Here is an 18,257-nt window from a genome sequence, read left to right on the forward strand (position 1 = left end):
CGCCGCCCCCATTCTCCGTCCACCTTTTTTAACCATAAAGAGTTGACACACCGTCAATAGCGCCAGACCAGGGTGACGCCGGCGCTGTTCACCGCACTGGCCGTGCCGCGCGCGGTGGAGCGGGCATGGCTGGCGCGGAATCCCAGTTCCAGATTGTCCGCCGGCTCCCATCCCAGCGAGATGGCCCCCTGGGGGCCGCTGCGGCCCCGCCGGTCGTAGGCGTAGCCGATCTGCGCCGCATAGCGGACATAGTCGGTCAGGTAATCCTCGACGTTCAGCTGCAGCGCATGGACCTCGCGCGTCGCCGCCGGCAACGGGATGTAGGGCTGGCCATTCGCGTCCTGCCGCTCTTCCCGGTGCGCCACATATTCGGCGTCCAGCACATAGGCGACGCTGGCCAGCGGCCCCACCGCGTTCAGCGTGTAGCGCAGCGATCCCTCCAGCGTGGCGCTGCGCGCCAGATCGGCCTCGCCGGACAGCCCATAGCGGTTGTAGCCGCCTCCGAGCGACAGCGACCAGCGGTCGGACAGCCGGTTCTCGTGCTGGACGAACAGGCGGTCGCGCCGGCCGCCATCGACGATGCCCTCCAGGAAGGCGAAGCTCGGCTCGCTCCAGGCGAAGCCGGCGCGGGTTTCGGATTCGTCGCCACGCCAGAGATGGCTGTAGCCGGCACCGAGCGTCTGCGGGGCGGCATAAAGGGACAGGGTGGAGCGCTCCAGCTCCGGCCAGTCATGGACCAGCGCCGCCTCCAGCCGGGAGCGGGCGCCATGGAACGGCTCCAGTCGGCCGTCGCCGCGGCGGGCGGAATCGACATCGACCTCGCGGCGCTCCAGCGCCCAGGTGAGGCTGGTGGACCGGCCAAGCTCCTGAACGCCGCTGAAGCGGGCGATGCGCTGCATGTCGGCGTTGCGCACCTTCTGCCAGTCGAGGTCGAGGCGGCTGCGGTCGGCCGTCTCGTGCAGCAGCAGCGCCTTGCTCCGGACCAGCGACGGCTCGTCGGGCGTCAGTTCCAGCGCCGTGTCATAGGCCATGATCGCGTCGCGCCAGCGGCCGAGCCGCTCCTCCGCCTGGGCCAGCAGGGCGGTGGACTGGGCGTCCTTCGGGTCCTGCTCCAGCAGGTCGCGCAGCAGGGTCCGCGCCGGACGGACGTCGCCGCCCTCCATCAGCGCCAGGGCGCGGAAATAGTCGAGGCGCCGCTGGGCGGCACGGTCGGCGGCCTGTGCTTCACGTGCGGGAGCGGCGGCGGGGGAGCGGGTCAGGGCGACGCTGAGGCCGGCAGGGTCGGTGGCGACCGCCGCCTCGACACCGGCGCCGAGCACCAGCACGACGCTGTCGTAGCCGTAGAGGATGTTGTCGACCCAGGATTCCAGCCGCTCCGGCACACGGTCGAGCGGAAGTTCGCCCGAGATTTCGCCGAGCGGGCGGCTGAAGCGGAGCACCAGCTCGCGGCCGTCGCGCTGGGTTTCCGTGGTGACGGTGCCGGACCAATGCAGGGCGAAGCGGGCGGTGCTGTTCTCACGCACCGCCTCGACCCTCGCCGGCTGGGCGGGGGCGGGGGTGGCGAGAAGGATGAGGGTAAGGAGGGCGGCAAACCACTTCACCCCCTCTCCCGCCCCGGGAGAGGGAAGGGGCCCATGCGGAGCATGGGAAGGGTGAGGGGTGATGCGAGGAGCCATGCGGTTCAGGATTCTTGAAATGCCCCTCACCCTCCCCGCGCCTTCGGCGCGGGTCCCCTCCCTCTCCCGGGGCGGGAGAGGGCGTTTTTCGGAAACGGCCCGAAGCCGATCACGGAAGGGCCAGGACACGGCGGGCCTCCGGCAGTCGTCCGTTTTCGATCAGCATCGATGCGTAGTCGGCCTTCAACTGGCGGTCGGCCGGTCGGCGCTTGCGCAGTCCTTCGAACAGCGCCACGGCGTCGTCGACCTTGCCCAGCCGGTTCAGCAGGTTCGCCTCCGTCTGGACTACCGCATCGCCGCGCGTGGCGCGGGCGCGGAGCTGCGACAGGGCGGTGCGGTAGAAGGGGATCGCCACGGTCGGGCGCTTCAGCGCAGTCAGCGCCTCGCCCAGGAAGTAATGCGCCTCGTAATCGTCGGGGCCGGCGGCGACGTAGCGGCGCAGCAGCCGTTCGGCGTCGGCAAGGCGGTTCTCGTCATAGGCCAGCATGCCCAGCTGGCGCAGCGCGTCGGCATCGTCCGGCTTGCGCGCCAGCAGCGCGGTCCAGGCCTGCGAGGCGGCGGCGCGCTGGCCGGTCTGCTCGGCAAGGCGGGCATAGCGGCGCAGCCGGTCCGGGGAGGCCTCGTCGGCCAAGGCGGCGCGCACGGCATCCGCCAGTTCCTTGCCCTTGCCGGCCGCCGCCAGCGCCTCGATGTAGGGGGTTCTCAGGGCCGGCTGGGCCGGGGCGGCAGCCTGCGCGCTGCCCTGCCCGCCAAGCCCCTGCCCGCCAAGTCCCTGTCCACCGAGCCCGGCGATGACGCGCCGGCCGCCGCCATACTCGGCGAGGCGGTCGTACCACGCGGCCTGCTCGGCCGGGGCACCGGCGGCCTTGGCCCGCGCCTCGATCCAGTCCAGCCCGGTTGCCGGCGGGCGCGGCCCCCAGAGATAGGCCAGCTGCCTGAAATCCTCGCTCTGCGGCCCTTGCCCGGCGGCCAGCCGTTGCAGCGCCTGCTCGGCCCCCGCCTTGTCGCCGAGCGCCAGCAACGCCGAAACCGGCTCCCGCCGCCGGTCGGCCGTCAGACGGTCGTCGGTGGCGCGAGTCAGCAGATAGCGGCGCAGGTCGGCCTTGCGTCCCAGCTTGGTCAGCGTGTCGCGGTAGAGCGAATCCTCCGCCTCGGCCAGCGGCGCGGCGGCGGCGCGGCCTTGCAGCAGGACGGCGAGGTCGGGCAGCGCGTTCGCCTTGGCCGCTGCATCGGCATAGACGCTCAGCCAATCCTCGCCGGATCGCGTCCCCCCTTGGCGCTCCGCCCAGGCCCGCAGCAGCGGCAGCGCCGCGCGATAGGCCTTGTGGTCGAGCAGCATGGTGACGATGGCCTGCTGCTCCGTGTCGGACAGGGTGCCGCGCGCCAGCTTGGCGGTCAGGTGGCGGGCCAGTTCCTCCGACCGGCCGGCGCCGTCGAGCGCGGCGATGTAGACGGCCTCCACCTCCGCACCGCCGCCGTCGAGCAGCGGAGCCAGCAGCGGCAGCGCGTCGGCCGGCTTGCCGGTGGCGGTCAATGCGCCGGCCAGCGCCAGACGGCTGCGCGGCGAGGGGTCGAGCGCGAAGGCGCGCTGGGCGGCGGCCAGCGCCAGGGCGGCGGCAGGGCGATTGGCACGCGGATCTGTCGCGGGATTTGCGGAAGCGCGTTCGGCGGCGCTGCCGGCGATGTCCTGCAACAGGGCGAGCGGCAGCTTGGGCTGACCGGCCAGCCAGTCGGCGACGGCGGCCGGATCGCCGGCCTTGGCGGCCAGCCGCGCCCAGCCCTGGGCGGCGGCCGGAGATTGCGTGGCCTGCCGCCTTGCGGTGAACCAGGCAAGACCGGCCGGCGCGCGGTCAAGGTCGATGAACAGGGCGGCCAGCTCCTCCAGCGCTTCCTCCGGCACGGTGCCAGACAGCGGCAGCCGGTCGAAGGCGGCGACCGCGGCGGTGCGGCGGCCGGTGCGGTCGAGGATGCGGATGGCGCCCAGCCGGTAGTTCGGCGTCAAGCCATCACCGGCAAGCGCACGCTCCGCCCACTGCGCGGCGGCAGCAGGGTCGCCGCGACCGAGCGCGATGTTGGCCGCCAGGATCGGGTAATCGTCGAGGAACTCGTCGCCCAGTTCGCGGTAGAGGCGGTCGGGGAAGGCCCGGTCGCCGTCGCGCAATGCAGTTTCCGCCAGCCCGGCCAGGACCCAGTCGGGCACCAGATGCAGGTCGCGTCCCCTGGTCGCCTCCAGCGCCGCGCGCGGCATGCCGGCATTCGCCTCCAGCGCCAGCAGCCGGCCGAACTGGGCATCCTCCACCGGACCGGAGAGCGCCGACAGACGGGCCCGCGCCGGCTCCCGCCGGTCGGTGGCGATCAGCAGGTCGATGTAGGTCAGCTCCAGCGCCAGCACGGGAGCGCGGCCCGCCACCTGCGCCCCAGTCACCTGTGGCCCAGTCACCTGTGGTTCGATCAGGCGCAGCCCGAGATCGGGGCGCGATGCTGCGGCAAGCTGGCTGGCGAGACCGATCATGTCGGCGACGGTCGGCCGCTCGCCCAGCCAGCGCCGGGCGCGCTCATAGGCCTCGTCCTCGCGGTCGAGGTCGATCAGCAGGCTCATCAGCAGCTCGCGGCTGTCGGGCTGGATGTTGCCCGTGGCGCGGTCGTCGGCACGCAGCAGCCAGTCCACCGCGCCGGCATGGTCGCCGCGCGACGCCAGCAGCGCCGCCAGCTCCTGCTGCGCCTCGACATCCTCCGGCCGCAGGGTGCAGTAGCGCACCAGCGCCTCGGCCTTCATCGCCATCCGGTTGCGGAAGCCGGCGGCATAGGCCAGCTCGCGGAACAGGTCGGCGCTGTTGCGCATCTCCGCCAGCGCCTTCAGGTTCTCCAGCCGCTCGCCCGGCCGCTGTGCGTCCTGATAGAGACGGTCGAGCAGTTCGCGGGCCTCGACGGAGGACGGCTCGGCGGCAAGGAACCCCTCGGTCAGCTCGATGGTGCGCTCGACGTCGCCCTGGGCCAGAGTCAGGCGGGTCAGCGGCATCACCGTGGCGCCGCTGCGGTCGCCGGCGGCATAGCGCTGCTCGTAGGCGTCGCGGGCGCTGTCGTAATCGCGGTCGCGGAATTTCTGCAGGGCAAGCTCGGCGCTGTGCGGAATCAGCAGCAGGCTGGCGCCGACACCGGCCAGCAGGATCAGCAGCACGACGAGGAGGTTCGCGCGCATGGCCGCCCTACCCCGCCGCGCCGTCGGTGGCACGGAAGCGCAGCAGCAGCGGTGCGATGGCGGACACCGGCACGGTCAGCGCCAGCCGGCCGTCGGCATCCGCGTCGGCGCTGCCCGACCACAGCCAAGTGCCGTTGCGTTCCGCCGTGACGGTCCAGCGGCCGGGCCGCGGCACCTGCCAGACCATGCCGCCCGCACCGTACCCGGTGGCGGCGACATGGAAGCCGCGATCGTCCGCCGCGAAGGCCGAGAAGGCCCAGCGTCCCTGCACCAGATAGGGCATGGCGGCGGGGGGATCGCGGTCGGCGCGGTCGGTCCCGGTCAACGCCACCACCGGCTCCGCCACCGCCGGATCGAGCGCCACATAAAGGCTGCCCTGGCTGTGGCGCTGGCCCAGCACGCCGCTGGAGCGGGCGAAATCGACCGCGTCGGCGCTGGCATGGTCGAAACGCAGCGTGTTCAGCGCCCCGCGGTCGCGCACGCGCCAGCGCCGCCCGCTCCCCTGGCCGTCCAGCGGCTCGAAGCGGGTGGTGTAATAGCCCTCGGCGATGCGGGCGTAGGTGGAGGCGGCGACCGGCGCCAGCTCCTGCCCTTGCGCGGCGGTCAGCACCGAAACGAGCGCGTTGAGGCTGGCCGGCTTCTGGCCGGTGTACATGTGGTAATAGACGTTGAAGGGCTTCAGCCGCAGCGGGCTGCCGGCATGCCGCATGGTGTTGACCAGATTGCGGTAGCCGTAGAAGCGGTTGGTCCACAGATCGGTGTAGGTGTTCTCGTTGCTGCCGGCGGCGTAGATCTGGCGTTCCGCCCCCACCGGCAGGCCGATGGGCGGCAGGCCGGTGATGGACGGGAAATCGGCGTCGAACCGCGCGTCGCCGCCGTTGATGTTGACCCCGCCGGCCTTGCGCACCGCCGCCAGCGCCGCCTCGAAGGGAGAGGTGTCGCCCGACCACTGCACCAGCACCGCCCGCTTGCCGGCGGAAGCCAGCCGGGTGAAATAGTCGAGAGCGCCGCCGATCTCCTGGTCCAGGTCGAAGGGCTGCTGCAGATAGGCGCGCGGCACGGCATAGCGGCCGATGTCCGACACCTCGCCCGCTTCCTCCGCCGCATGGTCGTCACTTTTTCCGGGCTTGCGGCTGCCGTCGCGGTCGAGGAAGGGCGCCTCGGCCTGCCGGCTGTAGTCCTTGAAGAAGGCCCATTGGAAGGGGTGGGTCCAGGTGTGGCTGGACGGCTCGACCTGCGGCAGGGCGAACAGCGCCTTGGCCGCCGCCAGCGACTCCGGCGTGCCCTTCCAGGTCGGGTCGAGGTCGCCGACGATGGGGGCGACGCTGACCGGCAGATCGGGGAAGGACTCGATGGCGGCGGTGCGCACCATGTCGGCGGACAGCACGCGGCGGGCGGCATAGGGCGCCACCTCCGTCACGTTGCGCCAGCCGTCGCCGTCGATGTGGCTGAAATAGAGCCGCCGCCCGGACAGGGTGGTCACGTCGGGTTTTGGCAGATCGTCGGTGGCGAAGCTGTCGCGGAAGAAGGCGAAGGGATCGACGATCCATTGGCGCCGGTTGTACTCGGCGTCGAAATAGCGGGCGTATCCTTCGGTCACCAGACCGCCGGCCGGACCGGTGACCACCAGATGGCTGTCGCTGGCCGGATCGTCGCCGCGCCGCATCGCCAGATGGGTGGCGAAGCGCTCGTCGGTCTTGCGGAACAGGGGATAGCCGGGCAGCACCCCCGACAGCGGCCGTTCGAACCCGATCATCGCGTCGACCAGCGCCGGCCTGGACTTGTAGGTCAGGTCGGAATAGCCGTCGTCGTCGCGCAGACCGAAGCGGGCGAAGAAGCGGTTGGAGACGGCCAGCGGCACCGGCTTGCCGCCGCGCTCCAGCCGCACCCCCGGCTGCCCCAGCACGGCGAAGCGGATGCCGCGGTCCATCGCACGGGCCGTCCAGCCGACATAGGCGCCGACATCGGGGAAGGGCTCGCCCGCGAACCAGCTGACGACGCCGCGCAGGTCGGGATAGCGCGACAGGTCGGGCAGCCCGTCGGCGACGTTCCAGTAGACGACCGACAGGCCAAGATGGTTCAGCGGCAGTTCCGCCATCGTGTGGATGCGGCTGAGGCGGATCGTGCTTTCCTCGCGCAGGTCGACCAGCGCCAGGATGGTGCGCGGCACCGTCCGCTGCGTCGTCGCGGCGACGGATGGGCCGGCGGCAAGCGCGGGAAGCGCCGCCGCACCGGGCAGGAGCATGGCGAGGGCTGCCGCCCGGATGCCCGCTTGGAACCGGCCCCTCACCGCGGCGGCTCCGGGATCAGGCGGTCGAGTTCGACCGTCGCGACATAGGGGGAAAAGCCGTTGGCCCGTTGCAGGTCGTAGATCGCCCGCACCCCCGCCGCGTCGGACGGGGTCCAGTAGTCCAGCGTGTGGAGGCCAAGCCGCGGGTTCAGCGTGCCGGCCGCCTTCAGCGCGTCGACCTGGAACCGGTAATCCTCGGCGCTCTGGCGGTGTGGGCGCTTGGCGGCGAAATCCCAGCCGGCATAGACGCTCTCGCCCAGCGCATGGCTCAGCAGCGGGGCGGTCTGCGGCAGGATCTCATAGCCGCGATTCTGCATCAGGCCGATGTCCGGCCAGTTGCGGCGGATGGCCCGCACCAGCGCCGCCGCCGCGTCGGTCATGCCGCGCCAGCGCTTCGGGTCGGTGCGTTCCAGATGCGGCGGGTTGTCGAGCGTGTCGAGGAAGACGCCATGGAAGCCCTCGCGCAGGATGGCGGGCACCAGTTCCTCCACCACCAGCTTGACCCAGCGGCGGTCGCGCACGTCGACATAGAAGCTGCCGGGCCAGTTGGGGTTTTCCTGATCCAGGATGCCCCACCCCTTCACCCGGTCGAACCACGGGCGGTGCGTCTCGACCTCGCCGACGCTGAGATAGCCGAGCAGGGTCTTGCCCCGGTCGGCCAGCGGTTGCAGCGGCGGGTGGGTCCTGCTGTCCAGCACCAGCAGCCGGTATGGCTGGAAGGCGGTCAGCGGTGCGGCATCGGCGTAGTAGACCGCCCAGGGAGCCGCTGGAACTTGGCCGGACTCTGCGGCCCACAGGCTTCTGTTGGGCAGCGCCAGCAGCGCCGCACCCGACAAAAGCCCGCCGGCGGCCGCCCGCCGCCCGATCAAACAACCGGTCACGCCACCCTGCCCCGATCAGTCAGCCGGGTTTTCACCCGGACCCGTCAGCCCAGCCACGCCAGCGTCTGGCGCAGCCCATCTTCCAGCGGCGTGTCGCAGCTCATTCCGAAAGCGGCGACCAGACGCGTGGGATCGCCGATGGATGTCCGGATGTCGCCCGGCCGCGCCGGACCGTAGCGCCGGTCGAGCGGCCGGCCCGACAGGTCGGCCAGCACCTCCGCCAGCCGGTTGACCGAGGTCGGACGGCCGGTGCAGACATTGTAGACCGGTGCGCCCGGCTGCGGATGTCCCATCGCCGCAGTCAGGTATCGCACCAGATCCTTTACAAAGATGAAATCCCGCACCTGTTCGCCATCCCCATTGACGGTGATCGGCTCGCCCCTGGCGATGCGGCCGGCGAAGATGGAGATGACGCCGGAATAGGGAGATTTCGGATCCTGGCGCGGGCCATAGACGTTGAAGAAGCGGAAGCCGGCGGTCGGCACGCCATGCACCCCGTCCGCCACCCGTGCATGAAGCTCGCAGCCCAGCTTGTCGGCGCCATAGGCCGACAGCGGACGGGTCGCCGCATCCTCGGTCAGCGGCATGTCGGGATTGTCGCCGTAAACGGCGGCGGAGGAGGCGTAGATCACCGGAACCGGGCCGGCCGGATTGGCGCGGCGGGCGGCGTCGAACACGGCGATGGTGCCGGACAGGTTGGCATGGTGGGTCTCCAGCCATGCCTCGCGCGACCGGTCGACCGAGGCGACGGCGGCCAGATGGAAACAGCCGTCCACCCCCTCACCGTCCTCGCCGGCCATCGCCGCCCGCACCGCATCGGCATCGGCCACATCGCCGACGGTCACAGGCACGCCGTCCGGCAGGTTTTCACGCTTGCCGGTGGACAGATCGTCCAGCACCCGGACCTTGTGCCCGGCCTCCAGCAGCCGCTCGATCAGGTGCGAGCCGATGAAGCCGCAACCGCCGGTAACCAGATAAAGCGCCATCGCTGCGGCTCCCTCCGCTTTTGCGTGTGTTTGATGTGATACGCGGAGTTTGGGACGCCGGATTTAAAAATCTCGAACCGGGCTCAAATCGGCTGCAAAAAAGATCAGGCCGGCAGGAAACCGGCGACGGAAGCCTGGAATTCCTTGGGCTTGATCGGCTTCGACACATGCCCGTCGAAGCCCGCTTCGGTCAGCCGGCGCTTGTCCGCAGGCGTGGCGAGGTTGGTGACGGCCAGCACCGGGGTGGCGGCCAGGGCCGAGTCGGCGCGGATCTGGCGGATAAGCTCAAGCCCCGACAGGCCGGGCATGACGATGTCCATCACCACCAGATCGGGCGCCATATCGCGCATCAGGTCCATCACCGAGGTGGCGTCCGACGCCTCGACGACGGTGAAGCCGCCCTCCTCGAGGCAGCGGACGAAGAGCTTGCGCATCAACACATTGTCTTCGACGACCAGGATCGTCCGCGTTTTCTCGACCGTGTCCAACATTCCGCCATCCAAGCCTTGTGGCCGAACCCCATGGCGTGAGCGGCATCGCCGGCATCCGGAAGGACGCAGCGCGCGACCCTGCGCATGCACACGAATGCCATCATTCACGCATGGTTCGCTCTCTATCCCTTTTTGGGTTACAGGTCAAGCCATGCGCGATAAGGATCTACCCCAGTTGGCGAGTTGTCTCATGGAACTGATGGAGAACCCTTCTCCTTTGACGCGCAGCGACAGCATCGACACCGCGGCCAAGACCGGATCGAGCCCGGTTCTACAAACCGACTCCCTGAGATCTTTTTGTCTGATCTTTATCCCAATTGCGAGAATCGGCACCGCCCCTTTCCGACGGAGCCGCATGATTGAAATGATGTGCGAAACAATTATGCGGCTCCCCGTTTCGAAAATCTCGGCTCACTGCCGGCGAATCAGCCTTTCTTGCCGCCGCCATGCGGCAGGTAGCTCTGGACGAGATCCTTGGCGGTGTCCTTCAGCATGTCCCAGACCTCCGGATCGCCCTTGGCCAGCGTCGCCATCATCGCCGCCGCGTTCTTCAGGGTGATGTGCGGCGGCAGCGGCGGGACGTTGGGATCGGTGTAGGCCTCGACCAGCACGGGCCCGCGGGTCGCCATCGCCTCGTCCCAGACGGCGGCGAGGTTTTCGGGCTTGTCGACGAACAGCCCTTTGAAGCCAAGCAGTTCGGCATAGCGGGCATAGGGAAAATCGGGAAGCTCCTGCGAGGCCTCGAACTTCGGATCGCCGTTCTGGGCCCGCATCTCCCAGGTCACCTGGTTGAGGTCGCGGTTGTTGAGCACCAGCACGACGAAGCGCGGGTCGCTCCACTGCTTGCAGTATTTCGACAGGGTGATCAGCGCGTTCATGCCGTTCATCTGCATGGCGCCGTCGCCGACGATGGCCAGCACCGGACGGTCGGGATGGGCGAACTTGGCCGCCAGGGCGTAGGGCATGCCCGGCCCCATGGTGGCGAGGCCGCCGCACAGCGTCGCCTTCATCCCGCGGCGGATCTTGATGTCGCGGGCGTACCAGTTGGTGCCCGACCCGGTGTCGCAGGCGATCACCACGTCATCGGGCAGCCGCGGCGACAGTTCCCAGAAGACGCGCTGCGGGTTCAGCGGCGTCGCATCGTTCATGGCGCGGGCTTCCAGCACCGTCCACCAGTCGGCGACACCCGCCTCGATCCGCTCGCGCCAGGACCGGTCCTGCTTGCGCTGGAGCAGCGGGATCAGGTCGCGCAGGGTGCCGGCGCTGTCGCCGACCAGATTGACCTCCATCGGATAGCGGATGCTCAGCATTTTCGGATCGATGTCGATCTGCACGCCGCGCGCCTGCCCCTCTTTCGGCAGGAACTCCGAATAGGGGAAGCCGGAGCCGATCATCAGCAGCGTGTCGCAGTTCACCATCATCTCGTAGCTTGGGCGGGTGCCGAGCAGGCCGATGGAGCCGGTGACGAAGGGCAGGTCGTCGGGCAGCGCCGCCTTGCCGAGCAGCGCCTTGGCGACGCCGGCCCCCAGGATGTCGGCGATTTCGATCACCTCGTCGGTGGCGTTCAGCGCGCCGGCACCGACCAGAATCGCCACCTTGTTGCCGGCATTCAGCACATCGGCGGCGTGGCGCAGGTCGGGCGCCGCCGGACGCACCACCGGGGCCGACCAGCCGACGCCGGAATGGATGGTGCCGTGGGCGCGGGCCGGGGCCTCGACCGCGTCCATCTCCTGCAAATCGTTGGGCATGATGATGCAGGTCACCGTGCGCTCGGCCTTGGCGATCCGCACCGCCCGGTCGACGATGTGCCGCACCTGGGCCGGGGTGGAGGCCATCTGCACATACTCGCCGGCCACATCCTTGAAGAGGGAGACGAGATCGACCTCCTGCTGGTACTGGCCGCCCAGCGCGGTCAGCGCCTGCTGGCCGACGATGGCGAGCACCGGCTGATGGTCGAGCTTGGCATCGTACAGCCCGTTCAGCAGATGGATGGCGCCCGGACCGGAGGTGGCGAGGCAGACGCCCATCTCACCGGTGTATTTGGCGTGCGCCGTCGCCATGAAGGCGGCCAGCTCCTCGTGGCGGGGCTGGATGAACTCGAACCGGTCGCCGGCGCGGGCGAGCGCGCCGACCAGCCCGTTGATGCCGTCGCCGGGATAGCCGAAGACCCGCTTCACGCCCCACTCGGAGAGCCGTTGCCAGAAGAAGTCACTGACGTTCGGAGCCATTGTCGCCTCTCTTGTCTCTGCTCGGATGTCACCGCCGTTCCTGTTTCAACTGTGCGCCGCCCCATCGGTTCGCCGGAGACCGCGGTTTTTTTGCCCGCCCCCAAATCGGACCGATCCGGCCGGCGGGGCGTTATCGTGTGCAGCAACAGGGAGACAGCGATGGCCGAGGCCAACATCGATGACCGCTCAAGCTTCGAACGGGCTTACGAGCGGCACGCCTTCGAACAGGATGCGGCGGCGAACGCGCGCAGCGACACGACGACCGTCCATGGCGTGACCATTCTCTCCGCGGCCGATGCCGATGGGCGGATCGAGCTGTCGCGCAGCACGCGGCATGTCGGGGAAGGAAACCCGGAGGGAGACACCGTCTTCGTCGCGGCGTTCCGTGTTCACGACAGCGCCGCCGAGGCTGCCTCCCCCTATTCCGGCTCCGTCGAACCGACCGGCGAAGCGCCGGGCGAGGCCGCTGACGACTACCGGAGCTTCATCGATCAGCTGGTGGAAGCCGCGAAAGGGGCGCGGTTCAAGCCGGACATCGGCCGCGGCGAAGAGAGGCTGACCGGCTTCCACGGCGGCTGATAAACATCGAAACGCCCCGTCTCATTCGAGGCGGGGCGTTTCCGAAGTGTGTGAAGATGCAAGCGTGCGTGCTTTGGTTTGGAGCGTCTCTTGTGCCTGAGCGACCTGGCGGCGACCTACTCTCCCACGTCTTAAGACGCAGTACCATTGGCGCGGAGGCTTTTCACGGCCGAGTTCGGGATGGGATCGGGTGTTTGACACCTCGCCATGACCACCAGGTCACCGAGGCACAAGACCGACGCTGTTACCGAAAGCGCTGTATGCTTGTTCGTGCAAGTGATTTGAGGATGTATCGAACGGCGATGCGCTGGTCAAGCACTGCTTGACCAGCGCATCGCCGTTCGATACATCCTCGACCTCACTTGCACGAACAAGCATATGCGCTTTCGGTAACAGCGTCGGTCTTGTGCCTCGGTGACCTGGTGGTCATGGCGAGGTGTCAAACACCCGATCCCATCCCGAACTCGGCCGTGAAAAGCCTCCGCGCCAATGGTACTGCGTCTTAAGACGTGGGAGAGTAGGTCGCCGCCAGGTCGCTCAGGCACAAGAGACGCTCCTTACACAAAACGCAAATGCTTGCATCTTCACGAAGTCCATCACCCGACAATGATACATCCGCGGGGTGGAGCAGCCCGGTAGCTCGTCAGGCTCATAACCTGAAGGCCGCAGGTTCAAATCCTGCCCCCGCAACCAMATCARCAAGAAGCCCGCCGTGCTCACGCACCGCGGGCTTCTTGCTGTTCGGAGCGGAGTCCCTACACCCACTTGTCACGACCCGCGTTCCCTGACCCGTGGTCATTGCGGTTGCGCCGTGGGGGCGGCATGTCGTACCCATTTCGCAAGTTGCATCCACGCGGATACCCCCGCTGCGCATGCTTTTCCAGTGTGTGCACAAGCTGCGAGCAGATGGCGAGCCCATGGCCAAGCGCAAGGTTTTCGACGATTTCGATCCGGCTCCGTCCGGTCCCTCCGTCTCCGAGACTCTGCGTTCGACGCGGATGGCGCATGGCTATGACCTGCGCGACGTCGCGACGATGCTGCGCATCCGCTATCCTTACCTGCTGGCGATCGAGGAGGGGCGGTATCAGGAGCTGCCGGGTAGTACCTACGCCATCGGTTTCCTGCGCTCCTATGCCGAGTGCCTGGGGCTCGACCCGGACATGATCGTCACCCGCTACAAGGAGGAGGCTGCCGGCAGCGTCCGCCGGCAGGAATTGTATCTGCCTACTCCGGCGGCCGAAGGGCGGGCATCGGGTGGAACGCTGCTGCTCGGCACGCTGGTGCTCGCCGGCATCGTTTATGGCGGCTGGTACTATCTGTCGGCGACCGACCGGTCGGTGGCGGACCTCGTTCCGACCCTGCCGGACCGTCTGGTTTCGCTGCTGGACGGTGTGCCGGCCAAACCGGCCGAGCAAGTGGCCGACCAGCCCGCAACGTCCGGCCAGCCCGGCGCCGAACCTGCCGTTCCGGCACCGGCGATCACGGCACCGGCTCCAAGCACAGCCCAATCTCCGACCAATCCGGCTCCGGTCAGCCCGACTCAGGCTGGATCGGCACCCTCTACTTCGGCACCGGCCGCAACGCCGTCCACCGCCGGCAAGCCGCCGCAGACTGCCGCGTCCACCGCCACGCCACCGCCGGCAACTCCGCAGGGCGGTACTGCCAAGCCGCAGGCTGGGACTGCCGCCGCCGGGCTGCCGCCGGCCCAGTCGCCGTTGCCCTCCGCCAACGCGCCCGCTGCCAACCAGACGGGCGGGCAGGGCATCGTCAATGTGCCGGCCCCGCCGGCCGAGGATGACGACGAGGCGTCGCCGCAGGATCCGACTCCGCTGAACGCCTCGGCGGCCCCTCCGGCCGCGCCCGCGGTTCCGGCCGCGTCGGTCCCTGCCAACGGCAAGGTTTATGGCACCCTGAACACCAATGCGAAGCTGATCCTGAAGGCGACGCAGGAAAGCTGGCTTCAGGTGCGTGATGGCAGCGAGATCGTCTTCACCCGCGTGTTGAAGCCGGGCGATACCTTCCGCGTTCCTGACAAGCCCAACGTGAAGATCCGCACCGGCAACGCCGGCGGTCTGGTGGTGATGGCCGACGGCGGTGAAAGTCCGCCACTGGGCTCCGTCGGGCAGGTGCTGCGCGACGTCGCCATCGACGGCCACGGGGTTGTACGGCGCTGAAGCCGGCCGGTGAGGGCGTCAGCCATGCGTCGGTGGCGCCCCACCAACCCTGTCCCTTGAATCCCCGGCGCCGGAGCGCACTTCTGGCCTGATGCCGGCTGCGCTAGGATGCGGCACCCGGTTCCGTTTTGCTGTCCAGAGGCTGACCTGAGATGACCGTGCGCGCCTACCGCCAGATCCTTCGCCGCAAATCGCGCCAAATTCGCGTCGGCAACGTGCTTGTCGGCGGTGATGCGCCGATCTCGGTCCAGACCATGACCAACACGCCGACCACCGACGTGAAGGCCACGGTGGAGCAGATCCAGGCGGCCGAACGGGTGGGGGCCGACATCGTCCGCGTCTCCTGCCCCGACCGCGAATCGGCTCTGGCGCTCAAGGACATCGTGCGGCAGGTGAAGGTGCCGATCGTCGCCGACATCCATTTCCACTACAAGCGCGCCATCGAGGCGGCGGAAAGCGGTGCCGCCTGCCTGCGGATCAACCCCGGCAACATCGGCTCGGCCGAGCGGGTGCGCGAGGTGGTGAAGGCGGCCAAGGACCATGGCTGTTCGATGCGCATCGGCGTCAATGCCGGCTCGCTGGAGCAGGATCTGCTGGAGAAATACGGCGAGCCCTGCCCGGAGGCGATGGTCGAAAGCGCGCTGAACCACGCGAAGATCCTGGAGGACAATGATTTCCGGGAATTCAAAATTTCGGTGAAGGCCTCGGATGCCTTCCTGGCCGTCGCCGCTTACCAGGGCTTGGCGGAGGCCTGCGACTATCCTCTGCACATCGGCATCACCGAGGCGGGCGGCCTGCGAGCCGGAACGGTGAAATCGTCGATCGGGCTGGGCATGCTGCTGTGGTCCGGCATCGGCGACACGCTGCGCGTCTCGCTGTCGGCCGATCCGGCGGAAGAGGTCCTGGTCGGCTACGACATCCTGAAGTCGCTGGGGCTGCGCCGGCGCGGCGTGACCGTCATTTCCTGCCCCAGCTGCGCCCGGCAGAATTTCAACGTCATCAAGACGGTGGAACTGCTGGAGCAGAAGCTGGCCCACATCACCACCCCGCTGACCCTGTCGGTGATCGGGTGCGTCGTGAACGGTCCAGGCGAGGCGCGGGAAACCGACATCGGTCTGACCGGTGGCGGCAACAACACCCATCAGGTCTATCTGTCCGGCGTCACCGACCACCGGCTGAAGGACCAGGACATCGTCCAGCATCTGGTCGGGCTGGTCGAGAAGAAGGCGGCGGAGATCGAGGCGGCGAAGGCCGCCGCGGAGGCTGCCGAAGCCGAAACCACCCGAGAAACCACGCGAGACGTGGCCCCCGCCGCGGAGTAAGCTGCCCGGAATTCGGGCAGGGACAGCGATCCGCGGCGTGACCACCACCTCCTACCTCGTCATCGGCGCCAGCCACCGGACCTGCTCCGGCGTCGTCCGCGACCGCCTGTCTACCGACGAGGCGGAAGTGGCGGGAATGCTGGAGCGGCTGCGTGCCGTGGGGGTGGGGCAGGCGCTGTGGCTCAGCACCTGCGACCGGGTGGAGGTGCAGGCGGTCCATGAACGCCCGAACGAGGCGGCCCTGGCAATTGCCGAGGTCATGGCCGACCGCGCCGGCCTGTCGACATCCGATCTGGCGCCGCAGCTCTACACCCGCACCGGTATCGACGCCGTGCGCCACCTGTTCGCGGTGGCCTGCTCGCTCGACAGCCAGATCGTCGGTGAACCTCATATACTGGGGCAGCTGAAGGCGGCCCACCGCAGCGCTTCCGGTGCGGGGTTGACCGGACCGGAGCTGGAAGCGGTTCTGCAGGCGGCCTATGCAGCCGCCAAGCGGGTGCGCAGCGAGACGCCGATCGCGGAGGGCGCCACCTCGCTGGCCGCGGCAGCCATCCAGGTGGCGCGCGACCTGCATGGCGACATCAGGCGCTGCGGCGCTCTGCTGGTGGGAATGGGCGACATGGGCGCCCTGGTTCTGGAGGGGCTGCGCGAGGCCGGGCTGCCGCGGCTGACCGTCGCAGCGCCGGTGGATCGGCGGGCGGAAGCGGCGGCTCGGCGGCTCGACGGGCATTTCGCTCCTTGGGCCGATCTGGAGACGGCGATGACCGGCGCCGATATCCTGGTGACCGCGGCCGGGCTTGGGCGCTATATCCTGACCGCTCCGATGATGGAGACGGTGTTGAAACGCCGTCGCCGCCGGCCGGTCTTCGTGGTCGATGCCGCCATTCCGGCCGATGTCGATCCGGCGGTGGCGGGTATGGACGGCGCCTTCGTCTATGATCTGGCCGATCTGGAGAGGGTGGCATTGCAGGGCCGTGTCGGGCGCGAGGCGGCGACCCAGGCGGCCTGGATGATCGTGGACGAGGCGGTTGCCGCTTTCGCCCGCGACCGTGCGGAACGCGCCGCGGTGCCCGCGGTCGCGGCGCTTCGCAGCCATTTCGAAGCGGAGCGGCGGCGCCTGCTGGCCGGGCATGCCGATCTGGATGCGGCGTCGGCGACGCGGCTGCTGGTCAACCGCCTGCTGCACGCCCCATCGGAGGCGTTGCGGGCGCTTGCTGCCGACGGCAGCGGCGAGGGGCTGGCCGAACGGGCGGCGGCGGAACGGCTGATGTTCCGCCTGTTCGGGCTGGACCGGCTGACCGCTGCCGCATTGGAAGAGAACGAACGGGATAAGGACGAGCGACGTGAGCCTGGACGAGAAGTTCGATAAGGTGATGGCCCGGTACGACGAGCTGCGCGACACGCTTGCGGCCGGCCTTGCCGAGTCCGGCGACTTCGCCCGGCTGTCCAAGGAATATGCCGACCTCACCCCGATTGCCGAGGCCATCGCGGAACTGAAGAAGGGCCGCGCCGAGGCCGCCGATCTGGCGGAAATGATCGCGGCGATGATGGGCGATCCCGGCGCCGACCCCGAGATGAAGGCGATGGCGGAGGAGGAGTTCCACGTCCTGACCAAGCGCATCCCGGATTTGGAGCGCAAGGTGCAGATTTCGCTCCTGCCCAAGGACGAGGCGGACGAAAAGAACGCCATCCTGGAGGTACGGGCCGGGACTGGCGGCGATGAGGCTGCGCTGTTCGCCGCCGAGCTGTTCGAGATGTACCGCCGCTATGCCGGCCTGCATGGCTGGCGCTTCGAGGCGATGGACATCAGCGAGACCGGCATCGGCGGCTACAAGGAGGCCACCGCCAACATCACCGGTCGTGGCGTGTTCGCCCGGCTGAAATTCGAGTCCGGCGTCCACCGCGTCCAGCGCGTGCCGGCGACCGAGGCACAGGGCCGCATCCACACCTCGGCCGCCACCGTCGCCGTGCTGCCGGAGGCGGAGGAGGTAGACATCCACATCGACGAGAAGGATCTGCGGATCGACGTCTTCCGCTCCTCCGGTCCCGGCGGCCAGTCGGTCAACACCACCGACAGCGCCGTGCGCATCACCCATCTGCCGACCGGGCTGGTGGTGAGCCAGCAGGACGAGAAGTCGCAGCACAAGAACAAGGCCAAGGCGCTGAAGGTGCTGCGCGCCCGGCTGTACGACCGCGAGCGGGCGGAGAAGGACGCTGTCCGTGCGGCCGACCGCAAGAACCAGGTGGGCAGCGGCGACCGCTCGGAACGCATCCGCACCTACAATTTCCCCCAGGGGCGGGTAACCGACCATCGCATCAACCTGACGCTCTACAAGATCGACAAGGTGATGGCCGGGGAGGCATTGGATGAACTGGTCGACGCCCTGATTGCCGAGGACGAGGCCGCCCGGCTGGCGGAGCTGGGGTGATC

At 69.0% G+C, this 18,257-nt stretch carries 12 protein-coding genes, 1 tRNA gene and 2 rRNA genes; 7 read left to right on the forward strand and 8 right to left on the reverse strand.

The window, feature by feature from the left end:
- Window positions 1-53: 53 nt before the first annotated feature.
- The 7 genes from VH569_RS22180 to VH569_RS22210 all read right to left on the reverse strand — a co-directional run bounded on the left by VH569_RS22180 (window position 54) and on the right by VH569_RS22210 (window position 11,751).
- Window positions 54-1,601 carry a tetratricopeptide repeat protein gene (locus VH569_RS22180; RefSeq protein ID WP_423317992.1) on the reverse strand — a complete coding sequence of 516 codons (1,548 nt, stop codon included), beginning with the start codon at window positions 1,599-1,601 and terminating at the stop codon, window positions 54-56.
- Window positions 1,602-1,785: 184 nt separating this feature from the next.
- The gene (locus VH569_RS22185; RefSeq protein WP_423317994.1) at window positions 1,786-4,875 is read right to left on the reverse strand and encodes a tetratricopeptide repeat protein; all 3,090 of its coding nucleotides are present in this window, start codon (window positions 4,873-4,875) and stop codon (window positions 1,786-1,788) included.
- Window positions 4,876-4,882: 7 nt separating this feature from the next.
- The gene (locus tag VH569_RS22190; RefSeq protein WP_423317996.1) at window positions 4,883-7,120 is read right to left on the reverse strand and encodes a polysaccharide deacetylase family protein; all 2,238 of its coding nucleotides are present in this window, start codon (window positions 7,118-7,120) and stop codon (window positions 4,883-4,885) included.
- Window positions 7,121-7,161: 41 nt separating this feature from the next.
- Entirely contained in the window at window positions 7,162-8,046 is an 885-nt protein-coding gene (locus VH569_RS22195) for an endo alpha-1,4 polygalactosaminidase (protein ID WP_423317997.1), read from the reverse strand.
- 44 nt (window positions 8,047-8,090) lie between these two features.
- Window positions 8,091-9,032, reverse strand: coding sequence for an SDR family oxidoreductase (locus VH569_RS22200; protein ID WP_423317999.1), 942 nt, complete (start codon window positions 9,030-9,032; stop codon window positions 8,091-8,093).
- 104 nt (window positions 9,033-9,136) lie between these two features.
- Window positions 9,137-9,523 (reverse strand): response regulator, encoded by a 387-nt coding sequence (locus VH569_RS22205; protein WP_109049726.1) that lies wholly within the window; start codon window positions 9,521-9,523, stop codon window positions 9,137-9,139.
- 425 nt (window positions 9,524-9,948) lie between these two features.
- On the reverse strand, window positions 9,949-11,751 hold the full coding sequence (locus VH569_RS22210; protein ID WP_423318000.1) for a thiamine pyrophosphate-requiring protein: 1,803 nt from the start codon (window positions 11,749-11,751) through the stop codon (window positions 9,949-9,951).
- Between the two features lie 159 nt (window positions 11,752-11,910).
- On the opposite strand from VH569_RS22210, the gene VH569_RS22215 reads away from it, so the two are divergent.
- Entirely contained in the window at window positions 11,911-12,330 is a 420-nt protein-coding gene (locus VH569_RS22215) for a hypothetical protein (RefSeq protein ID WP_423318002.1), read from the forward strand.
- A 103-nt stretch (window positions 12,331-12,433) separates the two neighbouring features.
- On the opposite strand, the gene rrf (VH569_RS22220) is transcribed toward VH569_RS22215, so the two are convergent.
- Window positions 12,434-12,549: ribosomal RNA gene (gene rrf, locus VH569_RS22220) — 5S ribosomal RNA — on the reverse strand.
- Between the two features lie 199 nt (window positions 12,550-12,748).
- On the opposite strand from rrf (VH569_RS22220), the gene rrf (VH569_RS22225) reads away from it, so the two are divergent.
- From rrf (VH569_RS22225) to prfA, 6 genes are all read left to right on the forward strand, one after another.
- Window positions 12,749-12,864, forward strand: a 5S ribosomal RNA gene (gene rrf, locus VH569_RS22225).
- Window positions 12,865-12,946: 82 nt separating this feature from the next.
- Window positions 12,947-13,023: transfer RNA gene (locus VH569_RS22230), tRNA-Met, on the forward strand.
- Between the two features lie 224 nt (window positions 13,024-13,247).
- Window positions 13,248-14,504, forward strand: a complete 1,257-nt coding sequence (locus VH569_RS22235) for a RodZ domain-containing protein (protein ID WP_423318004.1) — start codon at window positions 13,248-13,250, stop codon at window positions 14,502-14,504.
- 152 nt (window positions 14,505-14,656) lie between these two features.
- Window positions 14,657-15,826 (forward strand): flavodoxin-dependent (E)-4-hydroxy-3-methylbut-2-enyl-diphosphate synthase, encoded by a 1,170-nt coding sequence (gene ispG, locus VH569_RS22240; RefSeq protein ID WP_174475290.1) that lies wholly within the window; start codon window positions 14,657-14,659, stop codon window positions 15,824-15,826.
- Window positions 15,827-15,863: 37 nt separating this feature from the next.
- On the forward strand, window positions 15,864-17,195 hold the full coding sequence (hemA, locus tag VH569_RS22245) for a glutamyl-tRNA reductase (RefSeq protein ID WP_423318006.1): 1,332 nt from the start codon (window positions 15,864-15,866) through the stop codon (window positions 17,193-17,195).
- Window positions 17,170-18,255 carry a peptide chain release factor 1 gene (gene prfA, locus VH569_RS22250; RefSeq protein ID WP_423318008.1) on the forward strand — a complete coding sequence of 362 codons (1,086 nt, stop codon included), beginning with the start codon at window positions 17,170-17,172 and terminating at the stop codon, window positions 18,253-18,255. The genes hemA and prfA overlap by 26 nt, the downstream gene beginning before the upstream one ends.
- Window positions 18,256-18,257: the final 2 nt, after the last annotated feature.

Origin of the sequence: Azospirillum sp. 11R-A, from assembly GCF_049472615.1 — a bacterium.
Classification (GTDB): Bacteria; Pseudomonadota; Alphaproteobacteria; order Azospirillales; family Azospirillaceae; genus Azospirillum; species Azospirillum palustre.